General features: G+C 69.8%; 13 protein-coding genes. 4 read left to right on the top strand and 9 right to left on the bottom strand.

Annotation, left to right across the window (positions count from 1 at the left end):
• Positions 1-99 precede the first annotated feature (99 nt).
• Both E6R62_RS30645 and E6R62_RS30640 read right to left on the bottom strand, forming a co-directional pair.
• Positions 100-558, bottom strand: coding sequence for a hypothetical protein (locus E6R62_RS30645; RefSeq protein WP_136216735.1), 459 nt, complete (start codon positions 556-558; stop codon positions 100-102).
• A 1,033-nt stretch (positions 559-1,591) separates the two neighbouring features.
• Positions 1,592-2,281 carry a DUF1326 domain-containing protein gene (locus E6R62_RS30640; RefSeq protein WP_136216734.1) on the bottom strand — a complete coding sequence of 230 codons (690 nt, stop codon included), beginning with the start codon at positions 2,279-2,281 and terminating at the stop codon, positions 1,592-1,594.
• Between the two features lie 181 nt (positions 2,282-2,462).
• On the opposite strand from E6R62_RS30640, the gene E6R62_RS30635 reads away from it, so the two are divergent.
• On the top strand, positions 2,463-3,287 hold the full coding sequence (locus E6R62_RS30635) for a DUF2182 domain-containing protein (RefSeq protein WP_136216733.1): 825 nt from the start codon (positions 2,463-2,465) through the stop codon (positions 3,285-3,287).
• 171 nt (positions 3,288-3,458) lie between these two features.
• Here E6R62_RS30635 and E6R62_RS30630 read toward each other — a convergent pair whose 3' ends face one another.
• Together E6R62_RS30630 and E6R62_RS30625 are read right to left on the bottom strand one after the other, a co-directional pair.
• Positions 3,459-6,434, bottom strand: coding sequence for a BTAD domain-containing putative transcriptional regulator (locus tag E6R62_RS30630; RefSeq protein ID WP_136216732.1), 2,976 nt, complete (start codon positions 6,432-6,434; stop codon positions 3,459-3,461).
• Positions 6,435-6,471: 37 nt separating this feature from the next.
• Positions 6,472-7,236 carry an SDR family NAD(P)-dependent oxidoreductase gene (locus E6R62_RS30625; protein ID WP_136216731.1) on the bottom strand — a complete coding sequence of 255 codons (765 nt, stop codon included), beginning with the start codon at positions 7,234-7,236 and terminating at the stop codon, positions 6,472-6,474.
• Between the two features lie 557 nt (positions 7,237-7,793).
• Here E6R62_RS30625 and E6R62_RS30620 point away from each other — a divergent pair.
• A complete protein-coding gene (locus E6R62_RS30620; protein ID WP_136216730.1) occupies positions 7,794-8,234 on the top strand; it encodes a VOC family protein in 441 nt (146 codons plus the stop codon).
• A 127-nt stretch (positions 8,235-8,361) separates the two neighbouring features.
• Here E6R62_RS30620 and E6R62_RS30615 read toward each other — a convergent pair whose 3' ends face one another.
• Positions 8,362-9,015 carry a hypothetical protein gene (locus E6R62_RS30615; protein WP_136216729.1) on the bottom strand — a complete coding sequence of 218 codons (654 nt, stop codon included), beginning with the start codon at positions 9,013-9,015 and terminating at the stop codon, positions 8,362-8,364.
• Between the two features lie 92 nt (positions 9,016-9,107).
• The gene (locus E6R62_RS39885; protein WP_206308895.1) at positions 9,108-9,257 is read right to left on the bottom strand and encodes a hypothetical protein; all 150 of its coding nucleotides are present in this window, start codon (positions 9,255-9,257) and stop codon (positions 9,108-9,110) included.
• Positions 9,258-9,471: 214 nt separating this feature from the next.
• Between E6R62_RS39885 and E6R62_RS30610 the strand changes: the two genes are divergently transcribed.
• Entirely contained in the window at positions 9,472-10,659 is a 1,188-nt protein-coding gene (locus tag E6R62_RS30610; protein WP_306432485.1) for a monooxygenase, read from the top strand.
• A gap of 225 nt (positions 10,660-10,884) precedes the next feature.
• Here the strand turns inward: E6R62_RS30610 and E6R62_RS30605 are convergent, their stop codons facing one another.
• Positions 10,885-11,328: a hypothetical protein gene (locus E6R62_RS30605; protein ID WP_136216728.1), complete on the bottom strand. Its 444-nt coding sequence runs from the start codon at positions 11,326-11,328 to the stop codon at positions 10,885-10,887.
• Between the two features lie 93 nt (positions 11,329-11,421).
• On the opposite strand from E6R62_RS30605, the gene E6R62_RS30600 reads away from it, so the two are divergent.
• The gene (locus E6R62_RS30600) at positions 11,422-12,714 is read left to right on the top strand and encodes a hypothetical protein (protein ID WP_136216727.1); all 1,293 of its coding nucleotides are present in this window, start codon (positions 11,422-11,424) and stop codon (positions 12,712-12,714) included.
• Here E6R62_RS30600 and E6R62_RS30595 read toward each other — a convergent pair.
• The gene (locus E6R62_RS30595; RefSeq protein ID WP_240802004.1) at positions 12,692-14,467 is read right to left on the bottom strand and encodes an asparagine synthase-related protein; all 1,776 of its coding nucleotides are present in this window, start codon (positions 14,465-14,467) and stop codon (positions 12,692-12,694) included. The genes E6R62_RS30600 and E6R62_RS30595 overlap by 23 nt on opposite strands.
• Before the next feature lie 49 nt (positions 14,468-14,516).
• Positions 14,517-15,143, bottom strand: a complete 627-nt coding sequence (locus E6R62_RS30590) for a lasso peptide biosynthesis B2 protein (protein WP_240802003.1) — start codon at positions 15,141-15,143, stop codon at positions 14,517-14,519.
• Positions 15,144-15,764: the final 621 nt, after the last annotated feature.

The following is a 15,764-nucleotide window of genomic DNA, read 5'->3' as shown; positions in this document are numbered from 1 at the left end:
GCCCTCCGGGTCAGGGTCGGCCACGCCTCCCCGACGCCGGAGTCTCGACCACGGATCGGCGGGCGAGGGCGCTACGGTTGCGCGCTGCGCACCGCAAGCTCAGTCGAACCGCACGCAGATCGCCACCGGTAGCTTCGGCGACCAAGTCCCAGTGCTGTAGTCGTACGCCTGTGCGTAGCCGTTGTTGCCGGGGGCGCAGGGAGCGGCGATGTCCGTCTCCAGATAGGCGGCCCCGCCGGGGACGCCGGAATTCGACTTCGCGATCACATTCCCGTGGTACCTGAGCTGCCCGGAGTTGTACTTGACGGCTATGTAGACCTTGCCACCGAGGGTGAAGTTCCCTCCGCCGATCTTGAGGTGCCCCCGGTAGGTGTACTGGAACAAGTAGAGGCCTTGCGGCGCCTTGTCCAGACCGACTTGGGTCGAGCCGGCCGGGGTGCCCACGTCCGAGGGCGTTGCGCCGGCCGGAGAGGCGGCGAGGCCGAGCACCGCCAGTGCTGTCGCACTCAGCACAAAGCGTCGTGGCCAGTGGGATGTCGAGCGCGGAAGCGTGCCCATGACTGCTCCTTTCGCTGGTTCGAAACCGTCACCGCAGGCGTGCGTTCGGGTAGATGTTCGGAGGCAAACGGGTACGGGAAAAGCGAGTCCGAGCGCTGCCACGGTTGCCGCCGGGGGTCGAAGTTGTAGACACCCGCTTGGCGGTGATGGTCCACACTTCACGACGGGCGCGGCATCATGCCGGAAATGCGGGCGGCTGAGGTAAGTACCGTTACTCGGCCACGCCATGTGAAGGCACTCAAGAACCTGTTTCGAACATCGCTGGACAGTGGGCCGGATGGCCCTCACGTCAGCGGTGCATACCGTCTGCCGGGGCCCCGTGCTGCCGATACTTACTGCGAGACCACGGTTCCAAGCTAAGCCGGAGAGGCGCAGACCGCCTGCCGGGCCTGTGCCACACCCGGGGGGAAGGGCTCCGCAAGGGGATGCGGCGGGGTGTCAACACGAGTTCTCCCCGACCGTCAGCCCGAGGGCGAGCTGAGGTCTTCGCCGGCGTTCCACGCGCCGGCTTTTGACCGCTGCCGCACCGGGACAGCATGGCTGAGCGCCCGCGAAGCCCGACATCGGCGCCGCCGCGACATCCCCGTCGGACCGGTCATGATTTGCCGGCTCCAGGACCCCCGGGGGGCATGGCGCGGACCGCGTGAGCGGTGTGCCGCGTGAGCGGTGTGCCGCCGTCGGTGGGCCTGTCAGTTCGCTGCCGGTGCGCCGTTCCGCCATCGGCGCGTCCCGGGCCACACCGCGGGTGTCGCCAAGGTGCGGTCGCCGGCATGCGGTGTGCCCTGCCGCCGAAAGTCGGTCATAGGGGCGGCGTCGCCGTCAACATGTCGACGAGCTGTGCCAATTCGGTACGTTGCCGGTCGGTCAGTGTGGCGTAGAGCGGCTTCCCCATCTCAGTCCGGATCTCGGAGACCATCCCGTTGGCGACCCGCGGTCTTGCTTGTGCCCGAGGCCGCCCGCTGTTGGCACTCGTTTCAGTGGAGCGAGTAACTCCTTCTTCCCTCAGATCAGTTCATGTAGACGTATCACCACTTCATGATCCGGCATCGAGCGCTTCTTCAGACGGACCCTGGTCGGGCCCGCTCCAGTCGAAGGTGATGTGCTTGCTCGACTGGCCTTCCCTGCTCCACTGGAATCCGTAGGCGTCCGCGCGGTCCGCTGTGGAACGGCCCCAGGTCGCGACCTGGCCCGGTCCGGTCTCCGCGCCGGGCAGATTCGTGGACTGGGCGCGGGCGCCCTCCGGCGTGGTCGGTCCGGTGAGTGCTTCCGCGCTTGCCTCCACCCGCCCGGGGACCACGGCCCGCCAGCTCGCGAGGTCGTCGGCGACCTCGAACTCGATGGGGGCGAATTCCATGCCGCGCAGCTCAGCGCCCATCATGTTCATCATCTCGGCGGGCCAACTGCCCGCCTGCCCACCGAAGATCATCTGGAGTGCTTCGCGCTGCGCGTCGTCGGCGCGCTCGTCCACGAAGACCGCCGCGTACGTGTCGGAGTGCTCGGCCCAGAGATTACCGACGAAGGAGCCCAGCATCAGCACATTGAGGCCGTCCAGCGGTACATCCCCGTAGTGACCCTCGCGGATGTGCCACGCCAGGACGCCTTCGCAGTCGCCGTCGGTGGGCAGCTGCGCGAAGGAGCAGGGGCAGGGCACGTTGCACTTGCAGGTGTCGAACCAGTCGCCTGCCGCGTGCCACCTCGGAACGGTCGCCGTCGTCTCGGACATATCCCTGCCTCCTCGTGACCGCGTACCGGACGTCGGTCTCGGGCGGACGGCAGAGCCCCCGGGGCCATCACCGGCCCACGCCCGGGTCGTACAGGGTCTCCATCCCGATTATCCTCCCCGGCGGCCCGGCGGTCCCGATTCCGCACGGGCACGCACAGGTCCACTGTGATGTGCTGGAGGTGTGCGCTTCGACCGGAGGGCCCTGGCACCACCCCTGCGTCCGGCAAATCTGCTGTCGGCCCGGCAGCTGGCGCTCGCCTGGTCCCTGCTGACACTGATCGCCCTGCTCGCCTGGGTGCTGGTCGTCGGCCAAGCCCGTGACATGGGGGTCGAGCCGGGCACCATGGGCATGGGCCTCCCGGTGTTCCTGCTGTTCTGGCTGACGATGATGATCGCCATGATGTTCCCGTCCGTGGCCCCCGTGGCCATCACCTGGACCCGGGCCATCGGCCGGCAGTCCGCCGGAGCCACCCGCGTGGCCCGTACCACCCAGTTCGTGGTCGGATACCTCCTGTCCTGGACGGTCTTCGGCCTGATCGCCTACGGGCTCCTCGCGGCGACCGGAGCCCTGGTGGACGAGCACCCCACCGTCGGTCGTTGGATCGGCGCGGGCGCCTTCCTGCTGGCCGGGCTGTACCAGTTCACCCCGCTCAAAAACCTCTGCCTGCGGCACTGCCGCAGTCCCATGGGCCAGCTCATGCGCTACGCCGCCTTCCGGCCCGGGGCCCGCGACCTGCGGGTCGGGGCCCACCACGGGGCGTACTGCGTCGGCTGCTGCTGGGGACTGATGATCGTCCTCGTCCCGCTTGGCGTGATGAACGTCCTGGCGATGGCGGCGGTGGCCGTGGTGATCTTCATCGAGAAGCTGTGGCGTCTGGGCCCCCTCTTCTCCGCCGCTGTAGGGCTGGCGTTCGTCGTCCTTGCCGTCCTGGCCCCCTTCCAGTCCTGGCTGCTGCCGGGACTGACGCCGCCGCAGTCACCGATGACGCAGATGCTCCCGCCCTAAGCCTCGTCGTCGAATTCCCGCCCGCCCGGCAGGCGTGTTCGTCCGCCTCGTCGCGACGCCCGCCGCGCCTCCCGCCGCCAAGTGGGCGAGGGAGGTACCGCCGTCCGCCGTGAGCACCGGTGGGGCACCACCACCCAGCAGCAGCAGCCGGGGGCATCCACGAGCATCGCCTCACCTCGCCATCGGCTCCCGCTCCGGCTCCGGCTCACCACGCTGTCCGCCCCGGCTCACCGCCTCGACGAGCGGCGCGGCCAGCGGCTCGGGTAGACCCAGCAGGCGCAGTGCCTCGGGCAGCGTGGTGGCCGGCACGGCCGCGGACTCGGCGGCCCGCGCGGCCTGCCGGTACCGGGCCAGGGCGGCCGCGTCGTCACCGCGCGCCTCGGCGACCCGGCCCAGCCCTGCCAGCGTGCGCACGCGGTTGCCGAGCCCCTTCACCCAGTGCGGGTCGAGCTGTCCCAGGGCCTGGGTGTAGAGGTCCTCCGCCATGGCCGCGTCCCGCTCCACGAGGGCGAGGTCGCCCAGCCCGCGCAGGGCCGCCGCCAGGGCCCCGGTGCTGCCGGCCCGGCGGGCCAGCCCGGCCGCCCGGACGTAGTCGGCACGGGCCGAGGCCGGGTCGCCGCCGGCACCCAGGTCGCCCCGGTTGACCAGCAGGTCGGCGCAGTCCTCCAGAGCGCCCAGCTGCTCGGCGAGGCCGAGCGCCTCGTCGGTGAGCGCGGCCGCCGTCGGCCCGTCGCCCCGTGCCCCCGCGACACCGGCGAGGGCGTCAAGCGCCAGCGCGGTGCCCCACCGGTCGCCCAGCGCGCGGAACTGCGCGACCGCCGAGCGAAAGGCCCGTTCGGCCGCCGCCGGGTCCTGCTCGCCCAGCGCCCCGAACCCGGTGACGTAGTGGGCGACGGCCCTGGCCCACGGCTCGTGACTGTCCCGCTGGGCCGCGACGAAGGCGAGTGCGCTGGGAGCGTCCCCCTCGCCGGTCGCGTTGTGCATCATCCACAGCAGCAGGGCGGCCGGGTGGCGGCCCGACCGGTCGGCCGTCCATGCCGCGGTCAGTGCCTTACCCGCCGCCGCCCGGTGCCGGCGCCACGCGTCCACGCCGGCCGGCCCGGACGCGGCGAGCAGCACACAGATCGCGTACTCCTCGCCCAGCCCGTCCGGGGGCGTGTCCCCCACGACGTCGAGGAGGGCGCGGGCCGCCGGCGCCGCCGTGCCGGCGGCACCCCGGATCCACAGATACGTCGAGGCGGCGGCGAGCAAACGCAGGGCGGTGTCGGTCTCCCCCGCCTCGATCGCCCAGCGCACCGCCACCGGCAGGTCGGGCTGCTCCGCGGCGAGGGCCGGCAGCCGCCGCAGCTGTTCGCCGCGCAGCAGCCACGGTTCGGCCTCGGACAGCAGCTCCAGCAGCGTCCGGGCCTGCTCGCGCCGTACCTCCCACCTCTCGCCGGCGGCGTCCAGCCGCTCCGCACCGTAGGCGCGAATCGTCTCCAGCATCCGGCAGCGCCCACCTGTCCACTCCAGGAGCGACTTGTCCGCCAGCGACTGCAGGATGTCCTCGTCCGTGGCACAGACCCGCAGCGCGGACGCGACGCTCGCCCCACCGGCAAACACGGAGAAGCGCCGGGCGGCCCGCTGCTCCGGCTCCGACAGCAGTTCCCAGCTCCAGCCCACCACCGAACGCAGCGTGCGGTGCCGGGTCTCGGGGGCGCGGCTGCCGCTTCCGGTCACCCCGAGCCGGTCGTCCAGCCGGGCCGCCAGCTCCGCGAGGGTCAGGGTGCGCAGCCGGGCCGCCGCCAGCTCGATGGCCAGCGGCAGGTTGTCCAGCGCGGCGCAGACCTGTCGTACGGCGTCGGGGGCGGCATCGAAGCCCCGGCGAACGGCGCGGGCCCGGTCGGTGAACAGGGCCACGGCCGCGCCGTCGTCGAGCGGCCGTACGGGGTGGAGGTGTTCGCCGATGACACCAAGCGGTTCGCGGCTCGTCGCCAGCACGCGAAGGCGCGGGCAGGCCGCCAGCAGACGCGCGGCCAGGACGGCGACCTCCTCTACCAAGTGCTCGCAGTTGTCCAGGACGAGCAGCGGCCCGCGGCCGGACAGCGCCGTGATCAGCCGGTCCAGCGGTCCGTGTGGTCCCGCCGCCAGGTGCAGGCCGCTCTCGCGCAGGCCCAGCGCCCCGAGGAGGGTCTGGGGCAGCGCGGCGGCGTCGCGCAGCGCGGCCAGTTCCACGAAGCACACCTCGTCGCGTGCGGCGCCGGCCACCTCCGCGGACAGCCGGGTCTTGCCGACGCCGCCCGGCCCCGTCAGCGTCACCAGTCGGGCCGTTTCGAGGAGTTGCGCGATCTCGGCCACCTCCCCGGCGCGGCCGACGAAGGCGGTGAGCGGGGCCGGCGGCGCTGCGCGGGCGGGGACGGCGTCGGCCCGCAGCAGCTCACCGTGGAGGGCGACCAGCTCCGGCGCGGGATCCGCGCCCAGCTCGTCGGCGAGCCGCCGCCTGACCTCCTCGAACACGACCAGCGCCGCGGCCTGCCCGCCGTCGGCGGAAAGCGCCCGCATCAGCAGCCCGGCGAGCCGCTCACGCAGCGGATGAAGGCCAAGCAGCTCACGCAACTCCGGTACTGCGTACTGGTGTTCGCCGATCCTCAGCTCCGCTTCGAGCCGGTCCTCCAGTGCCGTCAGCCGCAGTTCCTCAAGTCCTACGGCGGCCGCGCGGGCCGGCTCGCTGTCGGCGAGGTCGGCGAGCGCCGGGCCCCGCCACAGCTCCAGTCCCGCGCGCAGCAAGGGGAGGGCGCCTTCGGCGTCGCCCTCCCGTAGGAGCGAACGGCCCTGGTGCGCCAGCCGTTCGAAGCGTCCGGCATCCACGTCCTGCTCGGTAACGGCGAGGCGATAGCCGGCCCCAACCCGCTGCACCAGCGCCGCGTCGCCCAGAGCCGAACGCAGCCGGGACACCTGGGACTGGATCGCGTGGGCCGAGGGCGCCGTCCCGTCCGGACCGCCGGCCACGACGGTCGCGATGCCGTCGGCCAGCCGGTCGACCGGGACGACCTCGCCGGGCGTGACGAGCAGCAGCGTGAGCAGCGCGCGCCGTGCGGGCCCGCCCAGGGCCACCTCGGTCCCGTCGTCGCTCCACACCTGTGTCCCGCCGAGGATCCCGAAGCGCATGCCGGCAATTATGCCCGCCCGCCTTCGTGCGGACGGTTCAGACGATGGGGCCCAAGTACGTACCGCCGGACACGTCTATGGTCCGCCCGGTAATCCACCGTCCCCCGGGCCCCGCCAGGAAGCCCACGACGTCGGCCACGTCCTCGGGCTCCCCGAGGCGGCCCAGCGCGGTGATCGCCTCCAGCCCCGCGACCACCTCGGGGATCGCGGTGTATCCGGCGGTCAGGTCGGTGCGGATCGCGCCCGGCGCCACCGTGTTCACGGTGATCCCGCGCCGGCCAAGCTCATTGGCGAGGGACGGGGCCAGCGACTCCAGTGCGGCCTTGGTAACCGTGTAACCGACCTGGGTGGAGACGGCGAACCGGCTGGCCGTGGAACCCATGTTCACGATGCGTGAGCCGTCCTTGAGCAGGGGCAGCGCCCGCTGGATCACGAAGAACGGCGCGGTGACGTTGACCGCCAGCAGCCGCTCCCACTCGTCCGGGGTCACCTCGGAGACCGAACTGCCCGACGAGATACCCGCGTTGTTGACGAGGATGTCCAGCCCGTGGCCGTCGAGTCCGGCGAGCATTTCGTCGAACAGCCGGTCCACCGCGCCGGGTTCGCCGAAGCGGGCCCGCACGGCGAACGCCCGCCCGCCGGCTTCCTCGATCCGGGTGACGGTCTCCTTGGCCGCTTCCTCGTCGCCGCCGTAGTGGACCACAACCCGTGCGCCGTCGGCGGCCAGCCGCAGGGCCACCGCCCGGCCGATACCGCGCGAACCACCGGTCACCAGTGCCGTCTTGCCCGTCAGAACACCCATCATCCACTCCTCGTTCGGTTGCCGGTCCGCGGTGTGGGCCCGGCGATGGCTCCACACTCGCGGCACCCGCTCACCGCACGCTCACCACGAGCTCACCGGCCCCGGGCGCGGCGGTGAGCGTCCGCGGCGTGCGGGTGCGCGCCAAGGACCACGCAGGATCGGCACGTCGGGTGGCCGAGGCCCGCGGAGGCGTGCCCGCGGGCCCCGAAGGAACTGCCGCTGGCCGCTTGTACACCTGCTGGTCGAAGACCGGGGCCCGCCGCCGCGACTGCCGCGCCCGAGGCGGTTGTGGAGGGAGTCATTCCCGGGTGGGAGCAGGGCGTCTGACCAGGGATTCCAAGTCCGGCTTCCCTCTTCCGGAGTGCTTTCACGGAAGCAGGCAATCCACTCATTTCATACCGCGCGCCTTATGCTCACTCGCAAACCGGCGGTCCGCCCTGGTGGCTCGCGGGTCTGCTGTAGCGGCGCTGAGGCGCTGTCGAGAACGTGCGATCGACTCCGTCCCCTGGGACATCAGCGGCTACCGCCGGCCACACAAAGAAGAAGGAGAAACCAGCATGGCGATTCAGCGGATGGACAACGTCGGCATCGTCGTCGAGGACATGGACGGCGCCATCGCGTTCTTCGTGGAACTCGGCATGGAGCTGGAGGGCAGGGCAGAGATCGAGGGCGTCTTCGCCGACCAGTGCACCGGACTCGACGGCGTCCGCTGTGACATCGCGATGCTCCGGACCCCGGACGGTCACAGCCGGCTCGAACTGGCGAAGTACCGCAGCCCTGCGGCGGTCAGCGCCGGGCCGCGCAAACGGCCACACAACATCCTGGGCACGCACCGCGTCATGTTCGCCGTCGACGACATCGAGGACACCGTTGCACGCCTGCGCCTTCACGGCGCCGAACTCGTCGGCGAGATCGCACGATTCGAGGACAGCTACCGGCTCTGCTACATCCGCGGCCCGGAGGGCATCATCGTCGGACTCGCCGAGCAACTGCTCTGAGAGGGAGGAACCAGCCCCGTTGCCGCGCACGGCGCCGGCTGGCTCACCGAAGGTGTTGCCGAAGGACCCCCGTACTGCTTCTACGTTGTGCGGAGTTCCAGTCGGCGAGGCCGGCTTCGACGGTCGGTCAGCCGGTGATCGAGAAGAAGATCGAGCCGTCCTCGGCCCACCACCAGGCGCCCCGACCTGTGTTCCACTCCGAGAACCAGCCGTCGAGGGCCTGGATCAACTCCTTCAAGTCGTACTGCAGATCTGGGTCGATGCGGTCCAGGACCACTCGGTAGGCCTCCAGCGCGGGCCCGATCGTCACCATCGGCCAACAGCCCATTTCCGGCGAGCCGTCCACGGGATGGGGGATGGAGAACCCGATCTCTGCGGGAGGGCCACTGTGGATGTACTGGCTCGGCAGGAGTTCAGCCGGAACGCCTTCTGCCCGCAGGGCCTTGTCCAGCACCGAGAAGAAGGTGGTGGGGCTGCTGTAGCTCGCCAGGGTGTCGGAATCGCTTGCGTTGTGGTCGATGACGATTTGGAGGGCCGTGTAGTAGGCACATCCGGCATATCCATCGGAGGAATCGGCCCGACCGGCAATCAGCTCCTCGAGTGCGTCCGGCACCGACAAGCCCCAGTCCACGCCCTGGGCATCGAGGTCGGCTTGACGCCTCCGCGCCTCCTCTCGCATCTTCCCCAGAAGTCGCGACTCGTCGTTGTTCAGGCCCCGGGCGGGGAGGAAACGCGCGACCGCGCATCGATTTGCCATGCTGTAGTTCACTACCTTGCTCATGGCCACATGGTGTCAAAGACCACTGACACCCCGCGGTCACCCGATTGTCGCCAAGCACGCCGAACTCGCGGCGGTCGAGCCGCCGGACAGCATCAGCTTCGAGAGACTCCGAGGAGCTGGTCGGTCGTCACGAGGCGGTGCTCCGTCTCCGCCGTTTCCTTGAGTACCGCGAGAAGGAAGGTGAGGCACCACCCCGTCTCGTGCTGCTCCCGCAGGTGGCCGCGTCCCTCGTTGTAAAGCACGCCCGGGCGCAGGTCGTCGGCATCCGAGAGAAGACGGTGTGACGGAGTCTCGACCCGGCGGGTGTGCTCCCTTGCCGGATGCGCGGTCCGTGCCGGAGAGTCCCCGTAGGACAGGCCCCGCCGGTCGCGGCAAGGGACCGGATGCGGATCGGCGAATCGAGGGAGCAACCATGCAGGGCGGTACGGTCGCGGTGGTTGGCGGAAGCATCGCCGGATGTGCGTTCGCATCAGCGGCGGCACGCGCCGGGGCGGACGAGGTGGTGGTGCTGGAGCGCACTCGCGGGCGGCTCGCCGACAGGGGGCTCGGCTGTGCGTCCACGATGAGCGGGCCGCCGAACTCGCGGCGACCGGCGCCCTGCCCCCGGGCATCGCCGCCCACCGGCTGGTCCGACGCCGGTGGGTGGTCCGGGACACCTCCGCCGGACCGGCCGGGCGCCTGTTCTGGGAGCAGCCCTTCCCCTTTCACTCGTACCACTGGGGACTGCTGTGGAGCGGGTTACGGGAAGCGACGCCTGCATCGGTGGTATACCGCCAGGGCGTGACCGTGACCGGGGTGGCCGTCACCGCAGACCGGGCCGAGGTACGGCTCGCGGACGGGGCCGCCGAGCGATACGACCTGGCCGTCGGCGCCGACGGTTACCGCTCGGTGGTACGGGAGACGGTCTGCCACACTTCGCGCCCCGAGTACGCCGGGTACGTCTGCTGGCGCGGGAACTTCGACGCCCGCCGGCTGGAGGAGACCGGCGAGGCGGACTGGCCGCGCGACGCCGTGACCACCGTGTGCTTCGAGGGCGGCAGTTGTGTCGTCTACCGCATCCCGGGCCCGGCCGGCCCCCGGGTGAACTGGGTTCTGTACGCCATGCCCCCGCAGAGCGGGCGGCTGCGGTTGGACAGCCCCACCAGCTTCCCGCCCGGTCAGGTCACGGCCGAGCTCGCGGCGGCACTGACGGAGCTGCTGGAGCGCTGCTTTCCGCCGTACTGGGCCCGTGTCATCTCGCTGACGGACGCGGAGCACACCTTCGTCCAGCCCATCTACGACCTGGAAAGCGCGCACACCACCGCGGGCCGCCTCCTCCTGGCGGGTGACGCGGCCGTCGTTGCCCGCCCGCACACCACCAGCGGGGCGGCGAAGGCCCTCCAGGACGCCAGCGCTTTCGAGAGCGCCTGGCACCGGTCGGACTCCTGGGACGAGCTGCTGGACGCCTACCGGGCTGCGAGGGGGTCCGCCGGTCGGGAACTCGTCGCCCTCGCTCGCAGGCTCGGCCGGGCCCAGGTGGAGCAGACTCCTGCCTGGGCCGTGATGGACGCCGGCGCGGCGCAGGCGTGGTGGCGGAAGCAGCTCGCGGACGCGGCGGACATCGGCGGACATGCCATGAGCGCCCCGAAGCCGCTCCGTGGGTGATCACGTGACCGCCCGGAGCCTCCGGATGGTGGCCGCGCCCGGGACGCGCTGCCGCCCGCCGTCATCCGTCCGGCCGGATTCGAGCATTTCTGCCGCGAGCCGGTCGAGATGCCCGTCGACGACCGCCGCCGACAGAGGACGCAGTCGGTGCTCGCCGCCAAATATGGACAGATCATGCAGGTCATAGCCGAGGCGTTCGTATCTCGCCCTCGAAAGCAGACTTCGTCAGGTGCTGAAGCAGGCCGCCTTCTCCGGTGACGACGAGTTGGAGGCGGTGGTCGAGCCGCTGTTGCCGGAAGCTGAACGCAAGGCCCGCATCCCTGGTGGAAGAGGCGTCCGGACAGGCTGGTGTTCCCAGCGCGGCGGCGCCGGCGCGATCGCGATGCTCATGCCGAGCATCGGCTTCGGTGCTGCCGTCTGCTTGTCGTCCTCCGACATGGCCGGGGGCTCCTGATGCGCCTTCTTGGCCGTCTTGAGGAATGGGCGCGGGCGCTGGTCCACAGGGACATCGAGCCGGCCGACGTGCTGCTCGGCGACGTCGGTACGGCTCAGGTCGCGCGCTTCGGGGATCGTGCGGGCCTCCTTAGGCCGTCCAGAGGCATCCGGATGGTGATCCCACGGATCGGCACGGACGATGGTGCTCGACCCTCGGGGCAGCCGGACCGTCATGGACGGTGTGGGAAATCGACCCCCCGCCGGTCACAGCGCTCATCGGCTCATCCGGAGCACCGCGTACGGCTCGCAGCCTCAGGAGGCGATCAGGTGAGGACTCCGCCCAAATCCGTATCCGACTCGCGCTTGCGGGCGCGACGAACCCGACGATCACGGACGACACCGGTAGCGATCCTTCTGGTCCTCCTCCTGACGGCGGCCTACCTGGGCCGGTTCGGCATCGAGGACCTCAGCGAGGCCCTGACCTTCGTGGGCCGCATCACCGGCGCCGGCCTCGTCGTCGCCTCTGCCACCGCACTGCTTGGCGGCGCCGCGGTCATGGACCATTGGTTCCGGAAGAGCTTCCCCTACTCCGGAACCGTCGCGCTGGTCGGCACGGTCGCGGCATTGCTGACCAATACCATGCTCCTATTCGAGATCTTGAACGGCGACTCCCCGTATTACAAGGTGCTGTCAGGCCTGCTCACGGCGGGCTCCGCCTGGGCCGTCTTCACGGTGTGGCGGACATTGACCGTGATCCCCGCTCCGAAGCGGGTGGCCACGGCGGTCATCGTCTCCACCGTATTCGCGATCGCCAATTTCGGCTATCAAAACCTCTACCAGCCGTACCGGCACGGGGCCAAGCCCGTCATCAAGTTGGTCATGGGCCCGCCTGCATTGAGTACCGACCGAAAATCATTCGCCGTGCCGGTCGACATCACGCTGGAAAACCACAGCGATGTGGGTTTCTACGTCATGGGCGCCGAGTTCCATGCCATGGGGGAAAAAGTGCCGGTGAGCAGGCATGACCGGCTGCGGCAGGAATGGCGTGTCGACGCCGAGCGGTGGAAGGGGTACCAGGAGAGAAGCCCGCTCTCCCGCAGGGAGATCCACCAGCCCGGCGAGCTGCTGGCGGCGCAGCCGTGGATGGTCCCAGGGGGCTGGATCGAGGCAAGTGACTCGTTCGCCATGCGAACCCTTGTACAGCTGCCCATCGACACGCCGTACGACCAAGTGGCCTTTTACGCCACCGCGAGTCTCGCACGCAAGGACCGACTCCGCCTGGATGCGGTCCGATTTGACAGATATTCCTGGAACGGCGGCGAAGTACCCCTGTGGGTGAAGGAACAGAAGGATTTCGACTCCCTCATTTACAGCGGCAGGGTGCATGAAAACAATTCGATCAGCGAGCGCACCATGGACCCCCGTTTCGTCGACATCTATTGGAGGTTCGGCACGCGGGGCGCAGACGTGTCCGCGTCCATCACAAGGAAGGCAGAGGGCAATCGTATCCCGTCCGAAGCGGAAAACCGGGGGGTGAGGGACCGGTACGGACTCGTCGATGTCGTGACGGGGCCGATCCAGCGATCGCTGTGGGACATCAAGAGCAGCAACCGTCGATGACCGGCGTTACCGCACCGGTCGCGCCGGAGCGTGGGGCCAAACGTTCCAGCCATGCCACGAGGGCAAGAGAGCTGTTCATGCGATCCCAGGATTCGGCGTTCCCAACGCCGAGCTGTGCCTCCCTGACGGCCCGGCACAGCACCTCGATGTCGAACATCTCCTCGACCAGCGGATGCCTCGCGGAGCGGCAGAGGTCGATGAGTGCGTCACCGTGTGTTCTCAAGCCACGGGCGTAGAGCTGGTCGAAGGGAATCTTGACCGTTCGGTCGCGGATCAGGGACGGGAGCAGATCCTTCATGGCTTCGCGCAGCACCGCCTTGGGACGGCCCGGATGGAACGTGGCCTCAACAGGGAGGCGGCGCATCGTGGTGACGACCTCCCGATCGAGGAAGGGGTGCGAGAGGAAGAAACCGTCCCGCGGTGCCCGGTGCCAGGACACCGCGTCGGGAGCGGCGAGGTAATTGGCCGCTTCGAAGAACGACTCCTCCGGCCTGCGCCCGAGCACGAAGCGGCTCTCGGCGATGCTTGCCTCACGGTAGCCGTGGGCCCGCGCAAATCCGGCTCGCAGCCAGCGGGGGCGGGCGAAGCTTCCGAGGCCGCCCAGCACGGTTCCGCGGCGTACGAGCGCGGTGATTTGCTCCGCTGCCAGTGGAAGGGCCGGCCGCATGACGTAGTGGTAGACCACGTCGCGCACGCCGCGCTCGGTTCCTGCGGCCCAGGCACGTGCCTGCTTCGTCATCTGCCGAAGCTGCCCCGTACGGGCCAGTATGTGCAGGTGCATGGGGTTGGCGTCCGCGATCGGATCGGCCCCGCAACCGGTCATGAGGATGTCGCAGCCGAGTTCCGCCGCAGTGCCGTGGAGCCTGCTCCAGAACGGGGCGCGAAAGGCGTGCGCATGAGGCTCGTCCGCGTCGCCCGCGTGGTCTTGGAAGTCGTCGAAGTCAGCCACGTCCCTGACGTCCACAATCATCGGGCGGGCCGCAGGTGCAAGACGGCGAATCTCCTTCATCGCCTCTTCGAGATACGGTTGCTCCCCGGCCAACTCCCCTCTGTCGAAGCGTCCGGCGAGCAGGACGAGGTCCTCACCGCGGGCCCGCCCCGCACCCAGCAGTCGTGCCGCGAGCAACGCGATGCTGGTGGAGTCGGTGCCGCCGGAGACGTGACATGCCGTCGTTCGCCCCACTCGACGCCCGACGGCGTTCTCCAGTGCGAGGCGCAAGTACCTCGCGGCCCCACTGAGGCTGAGCCCCTCTGCCGCCGATACCCGCAGGTCGTCGGCCTCACCGACCCGTCTTCGCACCCGACCGCGCATCTGCCCCGTGATCGAAAGTTCCACGATCTCGCCACCGAGGACGCGGTGCACACCGGAGAACGGGGTGAGTGCCGAGTGCGGCTGCGCCATGTTCCCGGTCAGATACCGGCAGAAGTAACGGCGTTCCAGCTCTTCGAAGTCGCCCAGACTGCGCGCCGACGTACTCACCGCGCTCACGCGCCCACCGGACTCCCTGAAGAACAGGGGAATGCGCGCACGGTCGTCGCGCATCAGCACAATGCGGTCGCGGCACACCAGAACAGCCGCGTAGTCGCCGATGGGCAGACGAGATGTGGCTCCTGAGCGGCCCACATCGTCCAGGAGCCCGCGTGCGCCGGCCACGCGGTCACGGGCCGAGCCGACCCAGCCGACGACCGCGGCAGTGCCGGCCGGTGAGGAGACCGTCGTCACGAGTCCCTGCCGCGCCATGGCCTTCGCCACCAGGAGCCTCGGAGCACCGCCGTCCCAGTCAAGGCGGAGTGCTTGCACGTCACTCGCCGCCGCAACTGATCGAGAGAACGGGCGTGAACCCGTGCCCTCGCGGATCGGCATCCGGGATACACACGCCCGCCGAGGAGCTCCAGGCATGCAAGGCGAACGGGTGCTCGCGCACACCGATGTGAAGCACGGCATTCAGGCCGCATCGCCGCAGAAGGACGAAGGCCGTCACGGCTGCGGCCTTGCAGTCGTCGTTCACCAACCAGCTTCTGCGACTGTGTGATCGAAGCGCTCGTTTCAGCCGCGCCATCTCCTCCGTCGAGGGAAGGTCTGCACGTGCGCACACCGGGGCCACCAAGGACAGGAGCCGAAGGACGCGGCCGAACCCCACAGTTCGGATCAAAAGGTGCACTCCGCGCAGCCAGAGCCCGACTTCGGCGTCCGAGTACGCCTTTCGGCAAGCCGTCGCACACCCGGCGCGCATGAGATCTTTGACGAGCTCGGCGCGTTCTTCAGGGCTTCCCTCGACGAACTTCCGCACGTCGGTCGTCGTCATGCCCAGAAAACGGGTCCGTCGCCTCCAGTCGGAAATCAAAGCGCCGTTGGACATTGCGGTGACACGGCAATGCGGTGACAGAATCCGTGTCATGGCCGCCAGGGCATCGGTCTCCTCCGACACCTCACACACTCCAGACTCGGCCTGCCGCACGGACTCTGCGGCAGGCCGAGTTGGACATGGTGGGCTGTGTCAGCCTTGGTACCCGTGACCGTCGTAGAGCCCCCCGCTGAATCCTCGAATCAAACGGCCGTTGCCGAAAAGAACGATACGATGCGGTATACGGCGCCGCAGCCGTCGAAGGTACATCGCTTACCTCCAAAATCAAGCAACATCGATCATTTCCCACGCTACTCTGCGTCGAATTCCTCGCAACTGGATTGCGGGACAGGTTGAATACGACATCATCCTGTCCTCGGGCAGCGCGGGAGAGGGCCGTGGGGAGGGCGGCCGCGAGAGGGGACGGGACGGCCGCGGCGAGGAAGCGGGCTCGGTACACCGGGCACCATCTTTCGACGACGGTAGGCGTGGACTTCGGCCAGCAGAACACGGCCCAGAGGACGGAGCCGCGGCGACATCCCGCCGGAGCGGCCGGACGGCGCAGCGGATCAACACGCACGGGCCGCGGCCGTTCGGACGGCCTCGGGCAGCCGTGTACCTCTCGGTCGGGCAGTCGGCGGCAGCGGTCCGGCTGCGGACAGAAGGCAGCCTCGCAGCCATCGCAGGCCTGAAACGGGTCCAGAC

Origin of the sequence: Streptomyces sp. A1136, assembly GCF_004795055.1 — a bacterium.
Lineage (GTDB): Bacteria > Actinomycetota > Actinomycetes > Streptomycetales > Streptomycetaceae > Streptomyces.
Note: the sequence above shows the minus strand (reverse complement) of the source record. Positions and strands in the feature narration are given on the sequence as shown.